This window comes from Aquimonas voraii (assembly GCF_900101825.1).
GTDB lineage: Bacteria > Pseudomonadota > Gammaproteobacteria > Xanthomonadales > Xanthomonadaceae > Aquimonas > Aquimonas voraii.
On sequence record NZ_FNAG01000001.1, the window covers coordinates 278,980 to 295,885 of the forward strand.

Genomic DNA, 16,906 nt, shown 5'->3' on the forward strand with positions numbered 1-16,906 from the left:
GTCGTCCACGTGCATCGGCGCGATTGGCGGTGACCCATCCGGCAGCTTGCGTTGTCCAGCTGCGCATGCAAGGCCACTCACAGGCGCTCCTCGATCAACGCAGCTCGATCAGTCGAAGCTCGTAGGCGTCCTCACCATCCTCGCGCTGCAGCACCCGCAGCGGTGCGGGCGGTAGGCTGGGGTCGATCCACAGGGTGATCTCGCGGTCCTTGTCGGTGCGGCGGTGGTGCAGGGCGATGGCTTCGCGTTCGCCCATCGGTACGCGCACGGATTCGCTGCCGCGCACGCGGTACTCGACTGCACTGCTGTTGCCGCGGTTGACCATGTCCAGGCGGATGACGCCAGCGGCCCCCGCGCGCAGACGCTGGGCCAGTGCCAGGTTCAGCAGCTGCGGGTTCACCGTGTCCGCGCCCAGTGGGGCCGGGCCGCGGTGCTCGGGCTTGGCATCACCGTTCCAGCGGACTTCCTTCGCGCCCCAGTCGAACTCGGTGCCGATACTGCGACGGCGCAGGCTGATGCCGCCCTCGGCGCGCGCCGACAGCGGTTTCAGCCTGCCATCCGGCAGGGCTTCGAAGTCGGTGCTTTCGCGCATCTCGAAGCCGGACAGCCGGGCCATGCCCGAGGTGCCGCGCACATCGCTGCTGAAGCGCCAGCGTGCATCCTCAATGTGTTCGAGGCGCATCACCGCCTCGCCCTGGGATTTGCCGTCGCGCAGCACTTCATAGCGCGCGGTGAAGGGCTGCAGCGTGCTGGCCTGGGCGTGGCCGCTGGGGGCAGCAAGCGCCAGCGCCGCCATCGCGGCATAGCGGAACAGTCTCAGGCGCATGCGTAGACCTCGCTGTCGCTCAGTTCGAATCGGGAGTCGAGGAAGCGGATCGCATCGCCGTGGCGAACGCGGCCCGAAGCCAGCGCGCGCATGGTCGCCAGCAGCAGCGGGCGTTCAACCTGGCGCACGCGCGCTTCCAGCGTGCGCTCGTCATCGCCGGCGTGCACCGGAACCCGCGCCTGCGCGATCACCGGCCCGCCATCGAGCTCGGCGGTGACCCAATGCACGCTGGCGCCATGTACGGCATCGCCGGCGTCGAGACACTGCCGATGCGTGTGCAGGCCGCGGAACTTGGGCAGAAGGGACGGGTGCAGGTTGATCATCCGACGCTCGAATCGCTGCGCCACTTCGGCGCTGATGATGCGCATGTATCCCGCGCACACGATGAGTTCGGGCTGAACCTGCTCGACCCGCGCGAACAGCGCGCGGTCATGCTCGATGCGCGAATCAAAGCCTTTGGGGCTGAGCGCGCAGACCGGCATGCCGGCGGCCAGGGCGCGTTCGACCGCGCGTGCGCCGGGCTTGTCGGAGAACAGGCCAACGAAGTCGACGTCGAGCTGTCCCGCGTCGCGGGCCTCGATCATCGCCTGCAGGGTGCTGCCCTCGCCCGAGGCCAGCACGGCCACGCGCAGGGCCATCGGCTTAGACGATGGTGACGCGGTGTTCGCCGCTGGCGGCCACCACTTCGCCGATGCGCCAGTGCTTCAGGCCGAGGCGGTCGAGATCGGCTTCGATGGCCCCGGCGGCGGCAGGGTCGACCAGCAGGGTGTAGCCGATGCCGCAGTTGAAGGTGCGCCACATCTCGCGCTGGGGCACGGCACCTTCGCGCTGCAGCCAGTCAAACAGAGCGGGAAGCCGCCAGCTGCTGCTGTCGATGTGCAGGCCCAGGCCCTCGGGCACCACGCGGATGATGTTCTCTTCGAGGCCGCCGCCGGTGATGTGGGCCATGGCGTGGATGGACTCCGGGCGCGCGCCGGGGTTGTGCTTGCCAAGCAGCTCCAGCACCGGCTTCACGTAGATCTCGGTCGGCGCCATCAGCGCGTCGACCAGCTTCACGCCGCCCAGGTCCATCTCGAACGGCCGGCCGGCGCGATCGACGATGCGGCGGATCAGCGAGTAGCCGTTCGAGTGCGCGCCGCTCGACGCGATACCGAGGATGAGGTCGCCGGCCTTGACCGCCGCGCCGTCCAGCAGGGCCGACTTCTCCACCGCGCCGACGCAGAAGCCGGCAAGGTCGTATTCGCCGGGCGGGTACATGTCTGGCATCTCGGCGGTCTCGCCGCCGATCAGCGCGCAGCCCGCGAGCTCGCAGCCGCGGGCGATGCCGCCGACCACACTGACCGTGGTGTCGACGTCGAGCTTGCCCGTGGCGAAGTAGTCGAGGAAGAAGAGCGATTCCGCCCCCTGCACCAGGACATCGTTGACGCACATGCCGACCAGGTCGATGCCGATGGTGTCGTGGCGGTTCAGCTGTTGGGCCAGCTTGAGCTTGGTGCCGACGCCATCGGTGCCCGACACCAGCACCGGCTCGCGGTACTTGCCGGACAGGTTGAACAGCGCGCCGAAGCCGCCCAGGCCACCCATCACTTCCGGCCGGAAGGTGCGCTTGACCAGCGGCTTGATGCGTTCGACAACGGTGTTGCCGGCGTCGATGTCGACGCCCGCATCGCGGTAGGTGAGGGGCTGCTGCGGGGTGCTCACAAGGATGTCCTGGGCCGGCAGGAAAGCCGCGCATGATAGCAGCCGCCTCCGATCGGCCGGCCGCTGCGGGGCGTGATGCGGCCCTCGGTTACCATGCACGCCTGTTCATTCGACGACTTCCGGGGCCTTTCCGTGCGCCTGTCCGTGCCGTTCCGTCCCTCGCTTCGCCTGCCCAAGATCCTGTCCATGCTCTGCCTGTGGGTGATGGGTGCCTCGCTGGCGCTGGCCCAGACCCTTGATCCGGCGGCCCTTTACGAGGGCGAAGCGGCCGTGCCCGACCAGTCCGAGGAAGCCCGCGCGGCGGCCTTGCCGGAGGCCTTGGCGCGGGTGCTGGTCAAGCTCACCGGCAGCGAGGACACCCCGCTGCAGCCGGCCGTGCGCGAGCAGTTGGTCGGGGCCGCCGGCCTGCTGCAGCACTTCCGCTATCGCAGCGAGGTGGCGGTGGTGAACGGCCTGCCCGAGCAGCGCGCGGTGCTGGTCGCGCGCTTCGACCGCGCCAAGGTGGATGCCCTGCTGGGCGGGGCCGGCATCGCCTTCTGGCCCGGCCCGCGCCCGCCGCTGATGCTGTGGCTGGGCATCGACGACGGCCGTGGTCCGCGCCTGGTCAGCGAGGCCCAGGCCCAGGCCGTGGCCGCGCTCAGCAACCGGGCCGCCAACGAGGGCGTGGGCCTGATCTTCCCGCTGCTCGATCTGGAGGATCAGGCGGCCGTCAGCGCGCAGGCGGTCTGGGACGAGAACGTCGCGGCCCTGGTCGCCGGCAGCGCCCGCTATGCCAGCCAGAGCCTGCTCTCCGGCCGGCTGGAGCGGGCCGGCAGCGGCTGGCGCGTGAGCTGGCTGGTGATAGACGGTGGCGAGGTGCTGCGGCGCTGGAGCGATGCCGGCGGCGATGCCCAGGCCCTGCTCGCCAACGGCGCCAGCCAGGCCGTGGCGGCGCTGACCCTGCGCTATGCGGGGCTGGCCGCGCTGGGTGAGCCAGGTCGTTATGCGGTGCGCATCCAGGGCATCCAGAGCGGTGCCGACTACGCCCGCGCCCTTGCCTATCTGCGTTCGCTCAGCCTGGTCCGCGGCATCGAAGTGCGCTCGGCCGAGGGCAGCGTGCTGGTGCTGATGCTCGACCTCGGCGCCGGGGTCGAGGCCCTGCAGCGGCTGGCCAGCTTCGGCCAGGTGCTGCGCCCGCTGGGCAACAGCCCGGGCGGGGCCGCCGAGTTCCAATTGGAACCCTGAGCCGATTGATCCCATGACGGCCCTGCGCCATCTGCCGAATGCGCTGACGATCCTGCGCCTGCTGCTGGTGCCGCCGCTGGCGGTGCTGCTGCTGCGCGGCGAGTACGAAGCGGCGCTGTGGGTGGCGGCCATCGCGGGACTCACCGACGCGCTCGATGGGGCGCTCGCGCGGATGTTCCGCTGGCAGAGCTGGCTGGGCGGCGTGCTCGACCCGCTGGCCGACAAGCTGCTGGTGGTCACTGGCTACGCCTGCCTGTGGTGGCAGAACGTCATCCCCGACTGGCTGGCCGCCCTGGTGGCCTTGCGCGATCTGGTGATCGTCGCCGGCGCTACCGTCTGGCACCGTCGCATCGAGCGCCTCACGCCCGCGCCCAGCCTGCTGGGCAAGCTCACGACTTTCCTGCAGCTGGTGTTCCTGCTGGCGTGCCTGATCCACGTCGGGTCACGCGCCGATTTCGGCTCCGTCCTGCCGCAGCTTGCAGCGGTGACTGGCCTGGCCACCCTGCTCAGCGGCATCGATTACGTCTGGCGCTACGGCCGCCGCGCCCGCGCCTCGCTTGGAGCTCCGCATGACTGATACCCACAAGTGGCAGCTGCTGGCCCTGACCGTCCTGCTCGGCGGCCTGCTTTACCTGCTGGCGCCGGTGCTGACGCCCTTCGCCGCCGCGGCCCTGTTCGCCTATCTGGGTGATCCGCTGGTCGATCGACTGGAGGCGCGCAAGCTCTCGCGGGGCACCGCCGTCGGCATCGTGTTCCTGTTGATGACGCTGGTGGCCGTGGGAGCCGTGCTCCTGTTGATCCCGATGCTGCGCACCCAGATGGCGGCCTTCGGGGAAAAGCTGCCGGTGTTCGCCGAATGGGTGCAGAACACGGCTCTGCCGTGGATCGAAGTGCAGACCGGCTTCAGCCTCGACCACCTCAAGGCCGAGAATCTGGTCGCGCTGGCCAAGGACTACTGGCAGGAGGCCGGCCAGGCCGCAGGCCAAGTGTTCACTCATCTGTCGCGGTCCAGCCTCGCCGTGCTCGGCTTTCTCGCCAACCTCGCGCTGATCCCGGTGGTGAGCTTCTACCTGCTGCGCGACTGGGATGTCCTGCTCGGCCGCGTGCGCGAGCTGCTGCCGCGCACGGTCGAGCCGACCGTGGTGAAGCTTGCGGGCGAGGCGGACGCCGTGCTCGGCAGTTTCCTGCGTGGCCAGATCAGCGTGATGCTCTCGCTCGGCGCGATCTATTCGATCGGCCTGTGGCTGGTCGGCGTCGACCTCGCCCTGCTGATCGGCATGCTGGCCGGCCTGGTCAGCTTCGTGCCCTATCTGGGCATGGTCATCGGCCTCGGCGCGGCCCTGATCGCGACCCTGGTGCAGCACGGCGATCTGTTCCACATCGTGCTGGTCTGCGCGGTGTTCGGCGCCGGCCAGATGGTCGAGAGCTTCCTGCTCACGCCCTGGCTGGTCGGCGACAAGATCGGCATGCATCCGGTAGCCGTCATCTTCGCGATCATGGCCGGCGGCCAGCTGTTCGGCTTCCTCGGTGTGCTGCTGGCGCTGCCGGTGGCGGCGGTGGTGATGGTGGTGCTGCGCTGGCTGCATGCGCGCTACACCGAGAGCTCGCTGTATGGGGGCGACGGCGACCAAGCGCACCGCCAGAGCCGACGCGAAGTTCGCGCATCGGCACGGCGAGCTGAAGACACCGATGCCCGCATCGAGGCCCAGCCCCTGCGCGGCGCGAAGGCCAACGCTGCGCCGGGGCCGCGCGTCACCACCGCGAAGCCCGACGCGGCCGACGATTCCGCGGATGCTTCGACGACTCCACGCGAGGGTAGCGGCAAGCGCCGCCGTCGCCGCCGCGGCCCGCGCGGCGGCGGAGAACAGCCGGCGTGAGCGTGCCCCAGCTCCCGCTCAACCTGCGCGCGCCGCAGGTCGCGGGTTTTGAGGACTTCGAAGGCAGCGTCGAGGCCGTGGCGCTGCTGCGGGCCTGCGCCCGCGGCGAGGCCTCCGGGCATGTCTTTCTCGACGGCCCGCCAGGCAGCGGTCGCAGCCATCTGCTGCTGTCCACCGTCGCCGAGGCCCGCCGCGCTGGCCGCGAAGTGCAGTACCTGCCGCTGGCCGTGCTGGGTGAGCGGGCTGTGGATGCGCTGCAGGCGGTCGAAGGCACGGGTCTGATCGCACTCGACGATCTGCAGGCCGTGGTCGGTGAGCGCGAGCGCGAGGTCGCGCTGTTCGCCCTGCACAACCGTGCCCACGACCGCGGCGGCCAGTTGGTCTACGCCGCGGACGCCTCGCCGCAGGGCCTGCCGCTCGTGCTTCCCGATCTGCGCTCGCGCCTGCAGCAGTGCAGCCGCTTCTCGCTGGGCGCGCTCGATGACGAGGCCCGCCGTCGCGTACTGAAGCACCGAGCCCACGCACGCGGGTTGGAGCTCGACGAGCCCGTGCTCGATTACCTGTTCCGCCGCCACTCGCGCGACCTGCAGACCCTGACCCGCCTGCTTGATCGCCTGGACCGCGAAAGCCTCGCGGCCCAGCGTCGGATCACGGTGCCGTTTCTGCGGACGCTGCTCGGGCTGGGCGCCTAGCTCGATCGGCATGCCGATGCCAGCGCGGCGTCTCTCGCGGTCCCAGGGGGGACAAGCGCGGCGCTTCCACCAGAACCTCGCCCAGGTCCGCCTGCCCCTTGGCTTGGCCCGGCGCAGGGCAGGGCATCCGCGTTTCTATCCCAGCTGCGACCACTCCACCGCCTCATCGGCCAGCAGCACCGGGATGCCGTCGTCGATCCGGTAGGCGCGGCTGCCGTTGGCGGTGACCAGGGCTTCCTTCCAGGGCTGGCTGAGCGCCTGGCCGTCGGCCTGCTTCACGCTGCCGGCCGCGATCGCCGCGTTGAGCGAGGCCAGGCGCTGCGCGTCCAGCATCTGCAGGGGCTGGCGGGTCAGCGGGCAGCACAGGATTTCAAGCAGGCGCGGATCAAGGGCCATGAGGGTCGCCGGGAGTGATGACAAGCCCGCGATTGTCGGCCAAGCCGCCAAGCCCTGCAAAGCGCGCATCGGCCCAGCCGTCTACACTGTGCGGCTTCTGGCGGGGCGGGGTGCCCGCGCCGGGTTCGCTATCGCCATGCGGAGGCCGCAGCCGATGACGCAGCACACGCCCGCCGCCCACACGTCCGCGCCGCTGGTCGGCGTGGTAATGGGCTCGCGTTCCGACTGGGACACCATGCAGCACGCAGTGCAGCGCCTTGAGGCCCTGGGCGTGCCGCACGAAGTGCATGTGGTCAGCGCACACCGCACGCCCGACCTTCTGTTCCAGTACGCCGAAACGGCCGAAGCCCGCGGCCTGCGCGCGATCATCGCCGGCGCCGGCGGCGCCGCCCATCTGCCGGGCATGCTGGCCGCCAAGACTGCCGTGCCCGTGCTCGGCGTGCCGGTGCAGTCGAAGGCGCTCAATGGCCTCGACTCGCTGCTGTCGATCGTGCAGATGCCGGCCGGCATCCCGGTCGCGACCTTCGCCATCGGCGTCGCCGGCGCCGCCAATGCCGGGCTGTTCGCGGCCAGCCTGCTGGCAGCCGATCACCCGGGCATTCGACAAGCACTGGCGTCGTTCCGCGCCAAGCAGACCGACGACGTGCTGGCCCACCCGGACCCGAGGCAGGCATGAGCGAGCGCAGCCTGATCCGCGTCGGCGTGCTCGGTGGCGGCCAGCTCGCGCGCATGTTGGCCCTGGCCGGCGCGCCGCTCGGCACGAAGTTCCTGATGCTCGACACCGACGCCAAGGCCTGCGGCGGCCAGGTCGCCGCGTTGATGCAGGCCGACTACCGCGACCTCGAAGCGCTGGGCCGCTTCGCCGCGCAGATCGACATCGCCACCTTCGACTTCGAGAACGTGCCCGCCGACAGCGCCGCCTGGCTGGCCGGGCGCGTGCCGGTGTTCCCCAACCCGCGCGCCCTGGGCGTGGCCCAGGACCGCATGGCCGAGAAGTCGCTGTTCCGCGAGCTCGGCATCGGCACGCCGGCCTTCGCCGCGGTCGACACGCTCGACCAGCTTCGTGCAGCGGTCGAACAGATCGGCCTGCCGAGCATCCTCAAGACGCGTCGGCTGGGCTACGACGGCAAGGGCCAGTACCGCCTGCGCCAGCCGGCCGACGTCGAGGCCGCCTGGGCCGCGCTCGCCCATGGCCAGTCGCAGGCCAGCCTGATCCTCGAAGCCTTCGTGCCCTTCGACAGCGAGCTGTCGGTGGTCGGCGTGCGCGGCCGCGACGGCGAGTTCCGCAGCTATCCGCTGACCCGGAACTGGCACCACGAGGGCATCCTTTCGCTCAGCCTGGCGCCGGCCGAAGTCTCGGACGACATCGCGGCGCGCGCCGTGGCGCACGCGCGGGCGCTGGCCGACGCGCTCGATTACGTCGGCGTGTTCGCGCTGGAGTTGTTCGAGAGGGGCGGCGAACTGCTGGCCAACGAAATGGCGCCGCGCGTCCACAACAGCGGCCACTGGACTATCGAAGGCGCGGTCAGCAGCCAGTTCGAAAACCACCTTCGCGCCGTGCTCGGCCTGCCGCTGGGGGACACCGCCACGCGCGGCCATAGCGCCATGCTCAACTGGATCGGCGAACTGCCCGACTGTGCCGCCGCACTCACCGTGCCCGGCCTGCACTGGCACGACTACGGCAAGAGCGCGCGCCCCGGCCGCAAGGTCGGCCACGCCACCCTGCGCGCCGACAGCCCGGCCCAACTCGCCGACGCGCTCGAGCGGGCAGGGCAGGTGCTGCGGCGGCAGGCGCAGGTACGGCCCGCGATCGACGCGCTGCGCGCAGTGGGCTAGGGCGGGTCCAGGGCCCACCCGGCAGCAGGGCTCGCGGCTGATCGAGCCCCTCTCCCACGAGGGAAGAGAGGCTCCGGGCTGAACCTTCCCGGCAGTTCCGGCGACCCGCGAGCGTGAGGCGGGGAGGTGCCGGGTCGAGCTCTGACCGAGCCCCGCGCCTACCCACCAGCAGGGCTCGCGCCTGATCGAGCTCCTCTCCCGCGAGGGGAGAGGGGCTTCGGGTTGAGCCGTCCCGGCAATTCCAGCGACTCGCCCGCTTGAGGCGGGGCGGCGCCGGGTCGAGCTCGTGGTGGGCCAGGGCCCGTCCTATGGCTTCCGCAGGGCGAGCACGGCATCGCGAAGGTTCGCCTCCCACCTGCCGTCGCGATGCACGTTTCCCGCTCGCATGAAGGGAGAGGGCCAGGGGCGGCGCGCGCTAAGGTGTAGGGCAGGCCCATGCAGCAGGTCATCCACCTGAGCGCCCCCAGGGCCATGAAGCAGTCAGCCAGCTCAGCCAGACAGCCAGACAGCCAGACAGCCAGACAGCCAGACAGCCAGACAGCCAGACAGCCCAAGCCCCCCCGCCCCCGATGCCCGACTCTCTCTCCCTCGGCCCGCTCCTGCTGCCCACCCAAGCCTTGCTTCTGGTCGTCGCCACCGCGGCGGCGCTTGGCGTGCTGAACCTGCTGCGCGACGCCGAGCCATCGTCGCGCGCCGGCGCCGAGACGCGCCTGTTCATCGCCCTCGCCATCGGCGTGCTCGGCGCACGCGTGGGCTGGATCGTCCAGCACTGGCAGGGGTATGCGGAGAGCCCCTGGGCGGTGCTGGCCTTTCGTGATGGCGGCTACACGCCCTGGATCGGCCTGCTGGTCGGCGCCGGCGCCGTTGCGGTATTCGTGCTTCGCCAGTCATCTCGCACCGCTGCGGGCGGCGAAGCGCAGGCCGCGGGCGCCACGGAAGGCGCGGCGCGCTCGCTGGCGCTGCGCCGCCGCCAGTTGTGGATTCCCGCAGCCGTTGGCGCCCTGGTCCTGTGCGCCGGCCAGCTGCTGCTCAGCGTCAATGCCCGTCTCGAACCCCTGCCGACCTTCGAGGTGCTGGACATGGCCGGCGCCCCGGCGCGCCTGCCTGGCGCGCAGGGCCGCCCCCAGGTCATCAACCTCTGGGCGAGCTGGTGCGCGCCCTGTCGCCGCGAGATGCCGGCCTTGGCCCGAGTGCAGGCGCAGCGAGCGGATGTGGACTTCATCTATCTCAACATCGGCGAGAGCGTGGACGAGATCGCAGCCTTCACCCGCACCCTGACCGTGCCGCTATCGCCGATCCTGCGTGATCCGCAGGGCAGGGTGCCCGCGCAGCTGGATGTGCGCGGCTACCCGACCACCCTCATCCTCGATGCCCAAGGCCGTCTGCTGCACCGGCGCAGCGGTGAGCTGTCGGAGGCGAGCCTGAAGGCCCTGCTGCCGCCGGCGCGCTGACCCCCGCACTGGCCTGATGGCAAGGCGAAGCCACCGCCCCGCGATCAGCGGCGGCGTTCCGCTTTGCGAACCCCGTCGCAACGCCCCCACTGCCCGGAAACGCTGGTCGGGGGCGGTCTACCGGCTGTCCGCCGTGTGCAGAAGTTGCTGCAAGCCCGCGATACTGTTGGCCTCGAAGAAAACCGGAGCGTCCCATGACACCGCTCGCAGCATCCCGCCAGGCGGGTTTCACCCTCGTCGAACTGTTGATCGTGGTGGTCATTGTCGCGATCACCGCGGCCATCGCCTTGCCCAGCTTCAACGATGCGATTGTCCGCAACCGGCTCGCCTCGCAGTCCAACGAGCTTGTCGCCGGCCTGAGCTTGGCGCGCACTGCCGCGCTTGAGCTCAATGCCGGCGGTGGCTTCTGTGCCGCCAACGATTCCCAGGACGGTTGCGGCGGCAACTTCGAGAACGGCTGGATCGCCTGGGCCGACGCCAACCGCAACAACGTGGTGGACGATGGCGAGATCCGTTCCAGCGGCCGGATCAATGACGACGACTCCATCGTCGGCGTCACGTCCATCCGTTTCGATGGCCGCGGCCGCCGTATCGATCCGGCGCCGAACGTGGGCGCCACGATGACCCTGCGGCCGGTCGACTGCGCCACCGGCAAGGAATTCATCCGCACCCTCACCATCAACGCGGTGGGCTCGGTGACGGTCACCAAGGGGAACTGCTGACCATGCGCGTGAACCTGTCCTCCCTGCTCCGTCGCCAGCGCGGCGTCTCCATGATCGAAGTGATGGTGGCCGTGCTGGTGCTGTCGGTCGGTCTGCTCGGCATGGGCACGCTGATGGCCGTGTCGCTCCGCAATACGCAGAGCGCGAGCTACCGCACCCAGGCCGCCAACCTCGCCTACGAGTACACCGATATCGCCCGCAGCTATGTCGCCCGCGGCAGCAACAGCAAGCTGGGCTCGGTGACGATCAGCAACTTCACCTCGCCCACCTGCAACCTCGCGACGGCGCCCGCCTACAACTGCGGTAGCGGTTCCAATGCCCTGAACTGCGACGCGCGCCGCTTCGCCGACCGCGTCTGCCGCGTGTTGCCCGGCGGCCGCATCCGCGCCGACGCCCAACCCGTCGCAGGCGCGGCGCGCCGCGTCGCGCTGACCGTGGACGTCTGCTGGCTCGACGACCGCAGCGAGGAGGCCGTCGAGACGGCCGGCTGTACATCGGACAGCGAGACGCTGTTCACGCTGACCACCGAGCTCTGAGGAGGCGCCGTGTCCCCCATCCGAACCGCACGCCGCGCCTACCAGGCCGGTGTCTCCCTGATCGAACTCATGGTGGCGCTCGCGATTGGCGTGGTGCTGCTGCTGGGCCTGGTCGAGATCTTCGGCGCCAGCCGGGCTGCCTTCGCCACCGCAGAAGGTGTCTCCCGCGTCCAGGAGAACGCCCGTTTCGCCATCGACTTCATGCGCCGCGACCTGCGCATGGTCGGCCATCTCGGCTGCCTCAACGAGCGCGGCTACATCCGCGGGGGCGGCTTGAGCCCGCGCATGTACAACCATGCGGTCAACCCCGCCACCAACCTTGAGGCCGCGCCCTTCGCCATGCGCCTCGACATGCCGGTGGTCGGCTTCGAGTACAACGGCACGGCGCCTGGCCAGGCGTTCGACATGTCTGCCGGCGCGGCGACCGGCGTGGGCCCCGGCGCCTTTTCGCCCGCGCTTGATGCCAGCCTCGGCGATCTGGCCGGTGACGCCATCCGCGGCAGCGACGTGCTGGTGGTGCGCTTCCTTGGAGGCGAGGCTGCACGCAGCACCCGCGTCAACATCGCCACCAACACCCTGCAGGTGCTGTCGCCGCTGGAGGTGCCCTTCTTCGAGGCCCGCGCGGTCTATGCCATCTCCAATTGCCGCCAGGTCTCGCTGTTCCAGACCCAGGGCGCCGGCGCCAACATCAACGTCGGCGCCGGCGGCATCAACGCGGTGAACTGGGCCACCGAGGAAGAGGGCTACGCCTCGCCGGCCACGGCGGCCTACCGCTACGAGTACTCGGTCTACTACGTCGGCCTCGATGACGCCAGCGGCCAGCCCTCGCTGCGCGTGCGCAACCTCGACCCCGGTCGCGCCGGCCTGCTGTCGGCGCCGCAGACCCTGGTCGAAGGCGTCGAAAGCATGCAGCTGGTCTACGGCGTCGATGTCGGTCCGACCCGCGACGACGTGCTCGACCAGTACGTCACCGCCAACGGCGTGGGCGCGCTCGACGCAACCGCCCAGCTGGCCTGGCAGCGCGTGGTCAACGTTCGGGTCGGCCTGCTCATGCGCAGCCCCAACATCGCCGCTGCGGCGAGAGACGACGCCTCGCCGCCTTTCCGCGTGGCCGACACCATCATTGCCGAAGCGCGCGACGGCCGCGTCCGTCAGACCTACGAAACCGTCATCACCATGCGCAACCGCGTGAGGAACTGAGCCATGCCCGCCCTCCGTCCGCCCCGAGCACAGACCCTGCACCGCCAGCGTGGCGCTGCCCTGTTCGTCTCGATGATGATCCTGATCCTGATGACACTGCTGGCCATCTCGGCCTCGCAGGTCACCAGCCTGCAGGAGAAGATGGTGCAGGCCTATTGGGCCGATGTGCGCGCCTTTGAAGGCGCGGAAGAGCGCCTGCGTGTCGCCGAGCGCGAACTGCGCGCCCAGGCCGTGGCCATCGAGTGCCCCGAAGTGGATGAAACCGCGCCGCCGGTCTGGGTGCAGCCCAACACCGCGCCGGTCAACGCCGGCCAGCATGCCATCAACCTCAGCCAGGGCGAGCAGAGCCGCGGCTCCGGCGTCGGCGGCTCGCTGGCGATCGGCGCGCAGGACGCCGCCCAGTGCGCCTACTTCCTGTTGAGCGCGTCCGAGAGCGATTCGCGCGTCGATGACGACGCCCGCTCCTGGGCGGTCGTCCAGTCCGTCTACGTGCCCTGATCGGCCCACGGGAGATTCCCATGTCCAAGCTCCGAATCCATCCCGGCCTGCAGTCCGCAGCCCTGGTCCTGTGCGCCGGGCTCTCAGCCCCGGCGCAAGCCCAGTTCAACGTCGCCCAGTACCCGCTGTACGTGCAGCAGCCGGTCAAGCCCGCCTTCATCATGGCGGTGGACGACTCCGGCTCGATGACCTTCGAAACCCTGTTCCCGCAGGTGCGCGACGGCTATGCCTGCTGGGACGACGACACCGCGGATACAAACGCCTTTTATGACTCCGACGGCAACCTGCGGCGCACGGGCAACTGCAATTTCCATCACCTGATTCCCACGCCCGGCCACCGGATCGGCACCAACCGCTACGCGATCCCGCCCCTCGACCAGTTCGGCTTTGCACGCTCGCCCCAGATCAACCCTGCGTACTACGACCCGGGCACCGAATACCGGCCGTGGAAGAACGGCGACGGCAGCGAGTTCCCGCAGGCCTCGGTGACCGATACGCGGGTGAACCCCCGATTTGCCACGCCCCGGCTGAACGTCTCGGCCACGCATCTCGACCGCACCGACCCCGAGGGCGAGGACGGCGCCTTCAATGACTCGGGCGCGGCGACCTATGGCATTGGAACCCTGTTCCCGGCCGGCGTCTGGGTCGCACGCAACGGCGCCTGCGGTGGCCTGCCCAATACCGGCGGCACCTTCCAGCTGCTGACCAGTGATGTGGTGCTCACGGCAGGCTGCAACAACGTCTCCCTGCGTCGTGCGCGCACTGGCACTCCGGCGGCCGACGAGCGCTTCCGCGTACCCACCGGCACCGTGCTGCCGGCAGGCACCACCTACTTCCGCGACGCCGACTCGGCCTGTGGCGGACTGGCACTGGCCAGGCCGTCGCAGCGCACTTGGGTGCGCCTCGCCGCGCCCCACACCATGACCGCCACCTGCGATATCGGCATGCAGTATTTGCCGGCCACTTACTACCTGTCGGTGGATACCCCGGCACCGGAGGGCTTCATCGAAGGCAATCGCGTGCTCGCGGCCAATGCCTGTGGCGCCGGCTGCAACATGTACCGCTACGAGATCCGCCCCGAGAACTACCAGACCGCGGCCGGCTACCAGCAGCAGATCCAGAATTTCGCCAACTGGTTCAGCTTCTATGGCAACCGCAACCGGTCCATGATCGCCGGTATGACCCGCGCGCTGGCGGACATCAGCTTCCTGCGTGTCGGCTTCTTCACCATCAACAACCGCGTCGACGTCACGATGAACGATCTGGAGATCCAGTCGGCGCGTGACAACCTCTACGACAATTCGCTGCTCACCTTGCCGGCCAACGGCAGCACGCCGAACCGCCAGGCCGTGCAGCACCTGGGCAACCAGTTCCGCCGCGCGCCGGCGGCCAAGGACGCGGTCAACCCGCCCCAGCCCATCTTGAATGAGGCCAACGGCGGCGCCTGCCAGGTCAACGGCGGCATGCTGTTCACCGACGGCTACTCCAACCAGGATGGCCCCACGGTCGGTAACCGTGACGGTTCGCTGGGCTTCCCCTTTGCGGACACCCACTCCGATACCTTGGCCGACATCGCCTCGTTCTATTACGAGAACAGCCTGCAGCCCACCAACATCGTCAACCAGTCCGGCATCCAGGTGCCCGCCGCCTGTGCGGCCGGTACCGCCGAGCCCTGGGTGGACTGCAAGACCTTCCCGCACATGAACTTCTTCGGCGTCACCCTGGGCGCCACCGGTGAGGCCTACGGCATCACCCATGCGCTGCCGCCGAACGACTGGACCGAGGGCTATACCAACCCGCCGGCCTGGCCCTCGCGCCAGAACGACAACCCGACCGCCGTCGACGATATCTGGCACGCCGCCATCAACACCCGCGGTCGCTTCATCAACGCCACCACGCCCGAGCAGATCACCCAGGCCATGCGCGACGTGCTGCTGGACGTCACCAGCCGCGCCCGCCCGGCCGGCGGCGTGGCGGCCTCGGGTTCGCGCACCGGCGACGGCTTCCTGGTCTACGTGCCCGAGTTCTACTCCGACGACTGGACCGGCGACCTGAAGGCCTATCGCTTGAACGATGGCGGCACCCTGGTGACGCCGCCCGAGTGGAGCATGGCCGAAGAGCTTGAGTCGGTGAACCCGGCCAGCCGCACCATCTACGTCAACGTCGATGGCAGCCTGCAGCCCTTTACCCAGTCCGGCCTGGGCGGCGCCGCCACAGCGCAGTCGCGGCTGGGCATCACGGCCGCCGATCTCAGTGCCTACGGCGGCGCCACGGTGGAGCAGGTGATCAACTACCTGCGCGGTGACCGCACGCTGGAGGCCAGCAACGGCGGCACCCTGCGCAGCCGCCGCTACAAGGTGGGCGACATCCTCAACTCGCAGCCTGAACTGACCGTCGCCGCCAGTTTCGGCTACACCCGCCTGAGCCCGGCCGAGGGCGGTGGCTCCAGCGGCTCCGGCAGCTATGGCCAGTACCTGCGCGACAAACGTGGCAAGGTGCCGGTGCTGTTCGTCGGCTCCAACGACGGCATGCTGCACGCGCTCGACTCGCGCCCCAGCGGCGGCAACGTGCTCTTCAGCATCGTCCCCAACTCGGTGCTCACCAGCCTCAAGGAGCTGCCGAAGAAGAACTACCAGCACCGCTACTTCGTCGACGGCTCGCCGGTGCAGGCCGACGTGCGCATCGGCAGCACCTGGCGCACCATCCTGCTCAGCTCCAACGGCGCCGGCGGCAAGTCGATCATGGCGCTGGATGTCACCAATGCCGCCACCAGCTTCAGCCCGAACAGCGACTTCCTCTGGGAGTTCCAGAACACCAACCTCGGCCACGTGCTGAACCCGCCGCGCGCGGCCCTGCTGGAGGGCGGCAACTGGGTGGTGGTCACGGGCAACGGCGTCAACAGCGGCGACCACCGCTCGCGCCTGTTCGTGCTGAACGCCGCCACCGGCGCCATCATCACCCAGCTCGCCGTGGGCAGCGGCTCGGCCACGGCCCCCAATGGCCTGACCTCGGCCGTGCCGGTCGACACCGATTTCAACGGCAAGGCCGACGCCATCTATGGCGGCGACATGCAGGGCAACCTGTGGAAGTTCAATGTCTCCGCCTCCGGCAGCATCACCGTCGCCAACGGCGGCAGCCCGCTGTTCGTCGCCACCGACGCCAGCGGCAACCGCCAGCCGATCAGCGGCTCGCTCGACGTCGCCCTGCATCACATCCAGGGCCAGATGGTGCTGTTCGGCACCGGCCAGTACTTCGAGGTGGGCGACAACCTCGCCGACGCCTCCGCGCAGGTGCAGAGCTTCTACGGCGTCTGGGACAAGAACGACGGCAGTTCGGCCACCCGCAGCCAGCTGCAGCCGCAGGTGCTGGGCCAGGTCGCACTGGCCAACGGCGGCCAGGGCCGCACCATCTCCGACAACCCGGTCAACTGGGATACCCAGCGCGGCTTCCTGATCGACCTGCGCATCCCCGGTGGCGGCCCCAACACCCTGGGCGAGCGCGCCATCGGTCGCCCGCGCGTGCAGCTCGGCAATGTGCTGTTCACCAGCTACCGGCCGGTGGGCGACATCTGCAACCCCGGCGGCGACAACTGGGTCTACGTGGTCAACCTGCTCACCGGCAACGGCGAGCTGGATTTCCCCGGCTGTGGCGAGGACTGCGCCGCGGTGCGCATCGTCTCGGGCGGCAACCCCGTGCTGTCGCCGCCGGCGGCCGTGCGTCCGGGGGCCGAAGGCAACCCGGTGAACCCGCGCCAGGAGGACCCGGAGGGCAACCTGATCGACCCTGCGCCGACGGCAGGCTGCCGCAACGATGTCGGCATCATTCTGGGCGACGGCTTCGTGCGCCTGAAGCAGATCGACTGCGGACGCCAGGCCTGGCGCCAGTTGCAGTAAAGTCGCGGCGGCCGGGCAGGGGCCCGGCCGCCTCTCACCTCAGAGCATCCGCGA

16 protein-coding genes are annotated in these 16,906 nt (G+C 69.9%); 12 read left to right on the forward strand and 4 right to left on the reverse strand.

Annotated features, from left to right (window positions below; all coding sequences use genetic code 11):
* Positions 1-94: 94 nt before the first annotated feature.
* The 3 genes from BLP83_RS01150 to purM are packed head-to-tail and all read right to left on the reverse strand — an operon-like array spanning position 95 to position 2,527.
* A complete protein-coding gene (locus tag BLP83_RS01150) occupies positions 95-826 on the reverse strand; it encodes a DUF3108 domain-containing protein (RefSeq protein ID WP_091237840.1) in 732 nt (243 codons plus the stop codon).
* Positions 817-1,464, reverse strand: coding sequence for a phosphoribosylglycinamide formyltransferase (gene purN / locus BLP83_RS01155; RefSeq protein WP_091237843.1), 648 nt, complete (start codon positions 1,462-1,464; stop codon positions 817-819). The genes BLP83_RS01150 and purN overlap by 10 nt, the downstream gene beginning before the upstream one ends.
* 4 nt (positions 1,465-1,468) lie before the next feature.
* The gene (gene purM, locus BLP83_RS01160) at positions 1,469-2,527 is read right to left on the reverse strand and encodes a phosphoribosylformylglycinamidine cyclo-ligase (protein WP_091237846.1); all 1,059 of its coding nucleotides are present in this window, start codon (positions 2,525-2,527) and stop codon (positions 1,469-1,471) included.
* Between the two features lie 93 nt (positions 2,528-2,620).
* Between purM and BLP83_RS01165 the strand changes: the two genes are divergently transcribed.
* The 4 genes from BLP83_RS01165 to hda are packed head-to-tail and all read left to right on the forward strand — an operon-like array spanning position 2,621 to position 6,320.
* Positions 2,621-3,751, forward strand: coding sequence for a DUF2066 domain-containing protein (locus BLP83_RS01165; protein WP_176763958.1), 1,131 nt, complete (start codon positions 2,621-2,623; stop codon positions 3,749-3,751).
* A gap of 13 nt (positions 3,752-3,764) precedes the next feature.
* The gene (locus BLP83_RS01170; RefSeq protein ID WP_218121163.1) at positions 3,765-4,328 is read left to right on the forward strand and encodes a CDP-alcohol phosphatidyltransferase family protein; all 564 of its coding nucleotides are present in this window, start codon (positions 3,765-3,767) and stop codon (positions 4,326-4,328) included.
* Positions 4,321-5,628 (forward strand): AI-2E family transporter, encoded by a 1,308-nt coding sequence (locus BLP83_RS01175; RefSeq protein ID WP_091237852.1) that lies wholly within the window; start codon positions 4,321-4,323, stop codon positions 5,626-5,628. Before BLP83_RS01170 ends, BLP83_RS01175 begins: the two co-directional genes overlap by 8 nt.
* Positions 5,625-6,320: a DnaA regulatory inactivator Hda gene (hda, locus tag BLP83_RS01180; protein WP_091237855.1), complete on the forward strand. Its 696-nt coding sequence runs from the start codon at positions 5,625-5,627 to the stop codon at positions 6,318-6,320. The genes BLP83_RS01175 and hda overlap by 4 nt, the downstream gene beginning before the upstream one ends.
* Positions 6,321-6,455: 135 nt before the next feature.
* Here the strand turns inward: hda and BLP83_RS01185 are convergent, their stop codons facing one another.
* Entirely contained in the window at positions 6,456-6,716 is a 261-nt protein-coding gene (locus BLP83_RS01185) for a Trm112 family protein (protein ID WP_091237858.1), read from the reverse strand.
* Between the two features lie 154 nt (positions 6,717-6,870).
* On the opposite strand from BLP83_RS01185, the gene purE reads away from it, so the two are divergent.
* The 8 genes from purE (at position 6,871) to BLP83_RS01225 (ending at position 16,852) form a co-directional block, all read left to right on the forward strand.
* Entirely contained in the window at positions 6,871-7,392 is a 522-nt protein-coding gene (gene purE / locus BLP83_RS01190; RefSeq protein ID WP_091237861.1) for a 5-(carboxyamino)imidazole ribonucleotide mutase, read from the forward strand.
* A complete protein-coding gene (locus BLP83_RS01195) occupies positions 7,389-8,552 on the forward strand; it encodes a 5-(carboxyamino)imidazole ribonucleotide synthase (RefSeq protein ID WP_425388952.1) in 1,164 nt (387 codons plus the stop codon). The genes purE and BLP83_RS01195 overlap by 4 nt, the downstream gene beginning before the upstream one ends.
* A 569-nt stretch (positions 8,553-9,121) precedes the next feature.
* Positions 9,122-10,003: a TlpA disulfide reductase family protein gene (locus tag BLP83_RS01200; protein WP_091237863.1), complete on the forward strand. Its 882-nt coding sequence runs from the start codon at positions 9,122-9,124 to the stop codon at positions 10,001-10,003.
* A gap of 194 nt (positions 10,004-10,197) precedes the next feature.
* Positions 10,198-10,725 carry a GspH/FimT family pseudopilin gene (locus tag BLP83_RS01205; protein WP_091239373.1) on the forward strand — a complete coding sequence of 176 codons (528 nt, stop codon included), beginning with the start codon at positions 10,198-10,200 and terminating at the stop codon, positions 10,723-10,725.
* A gap of 8 nt (positions 10,726-10,733) precedes the next feature.
* Positions 10,734-11,261: a type IV pilus modification protein PilV gene (pilV, locus tag BLP83_RS01210; protein ID WP_176763959.1), complete on the forward strand. Its 528-nt coding sequence runs from the start codon at positions 10,734-10,736 to the stop codon at positions 11,259-11,261.
* A gap of 9 nt (positions 11,262-11,270) precedes the next feature.
* Positions 11,271-12,461 (forward strand): PilW family protein, encoded by a 1,191-nt coding sequence (locus BLP83_RS01215; protein ID WP_091237868.1) that lies wholly within the window; start codon positions 11,271-11,273, stop codon positions 12,459-12,461.
* A gap of 3 nt (positions 12,462-12,464) precedes the next feature.
* The gene (locus BLP83_RS01220) at positions 12,465-12,959 is read left to right on the forward strand and encodes a pilus assembly PilX family protein (RefSeq protein ID WP_091237870.1); all 495 of its coding nucleotides are present in this window, start codon (positions 12,465-12,467) and stop codon (positions 12,957-12,959) included.
* A 20-nt stretch (positions 12,960-12,979) separates the two neighbouring features.
* Complete coding sequence (locus BLP83_RS01225) at positions 12,980-16,852, forward strand: pilus assembly protein (protein ID WP_091237872.1); 3,873 nt, start codon at positions 12,980-12,982, stop codon at positions 16,850-16,852.
* The last annotated feature ends 54 nt before the right edge of the window (positions 16,853-16,906 follow it).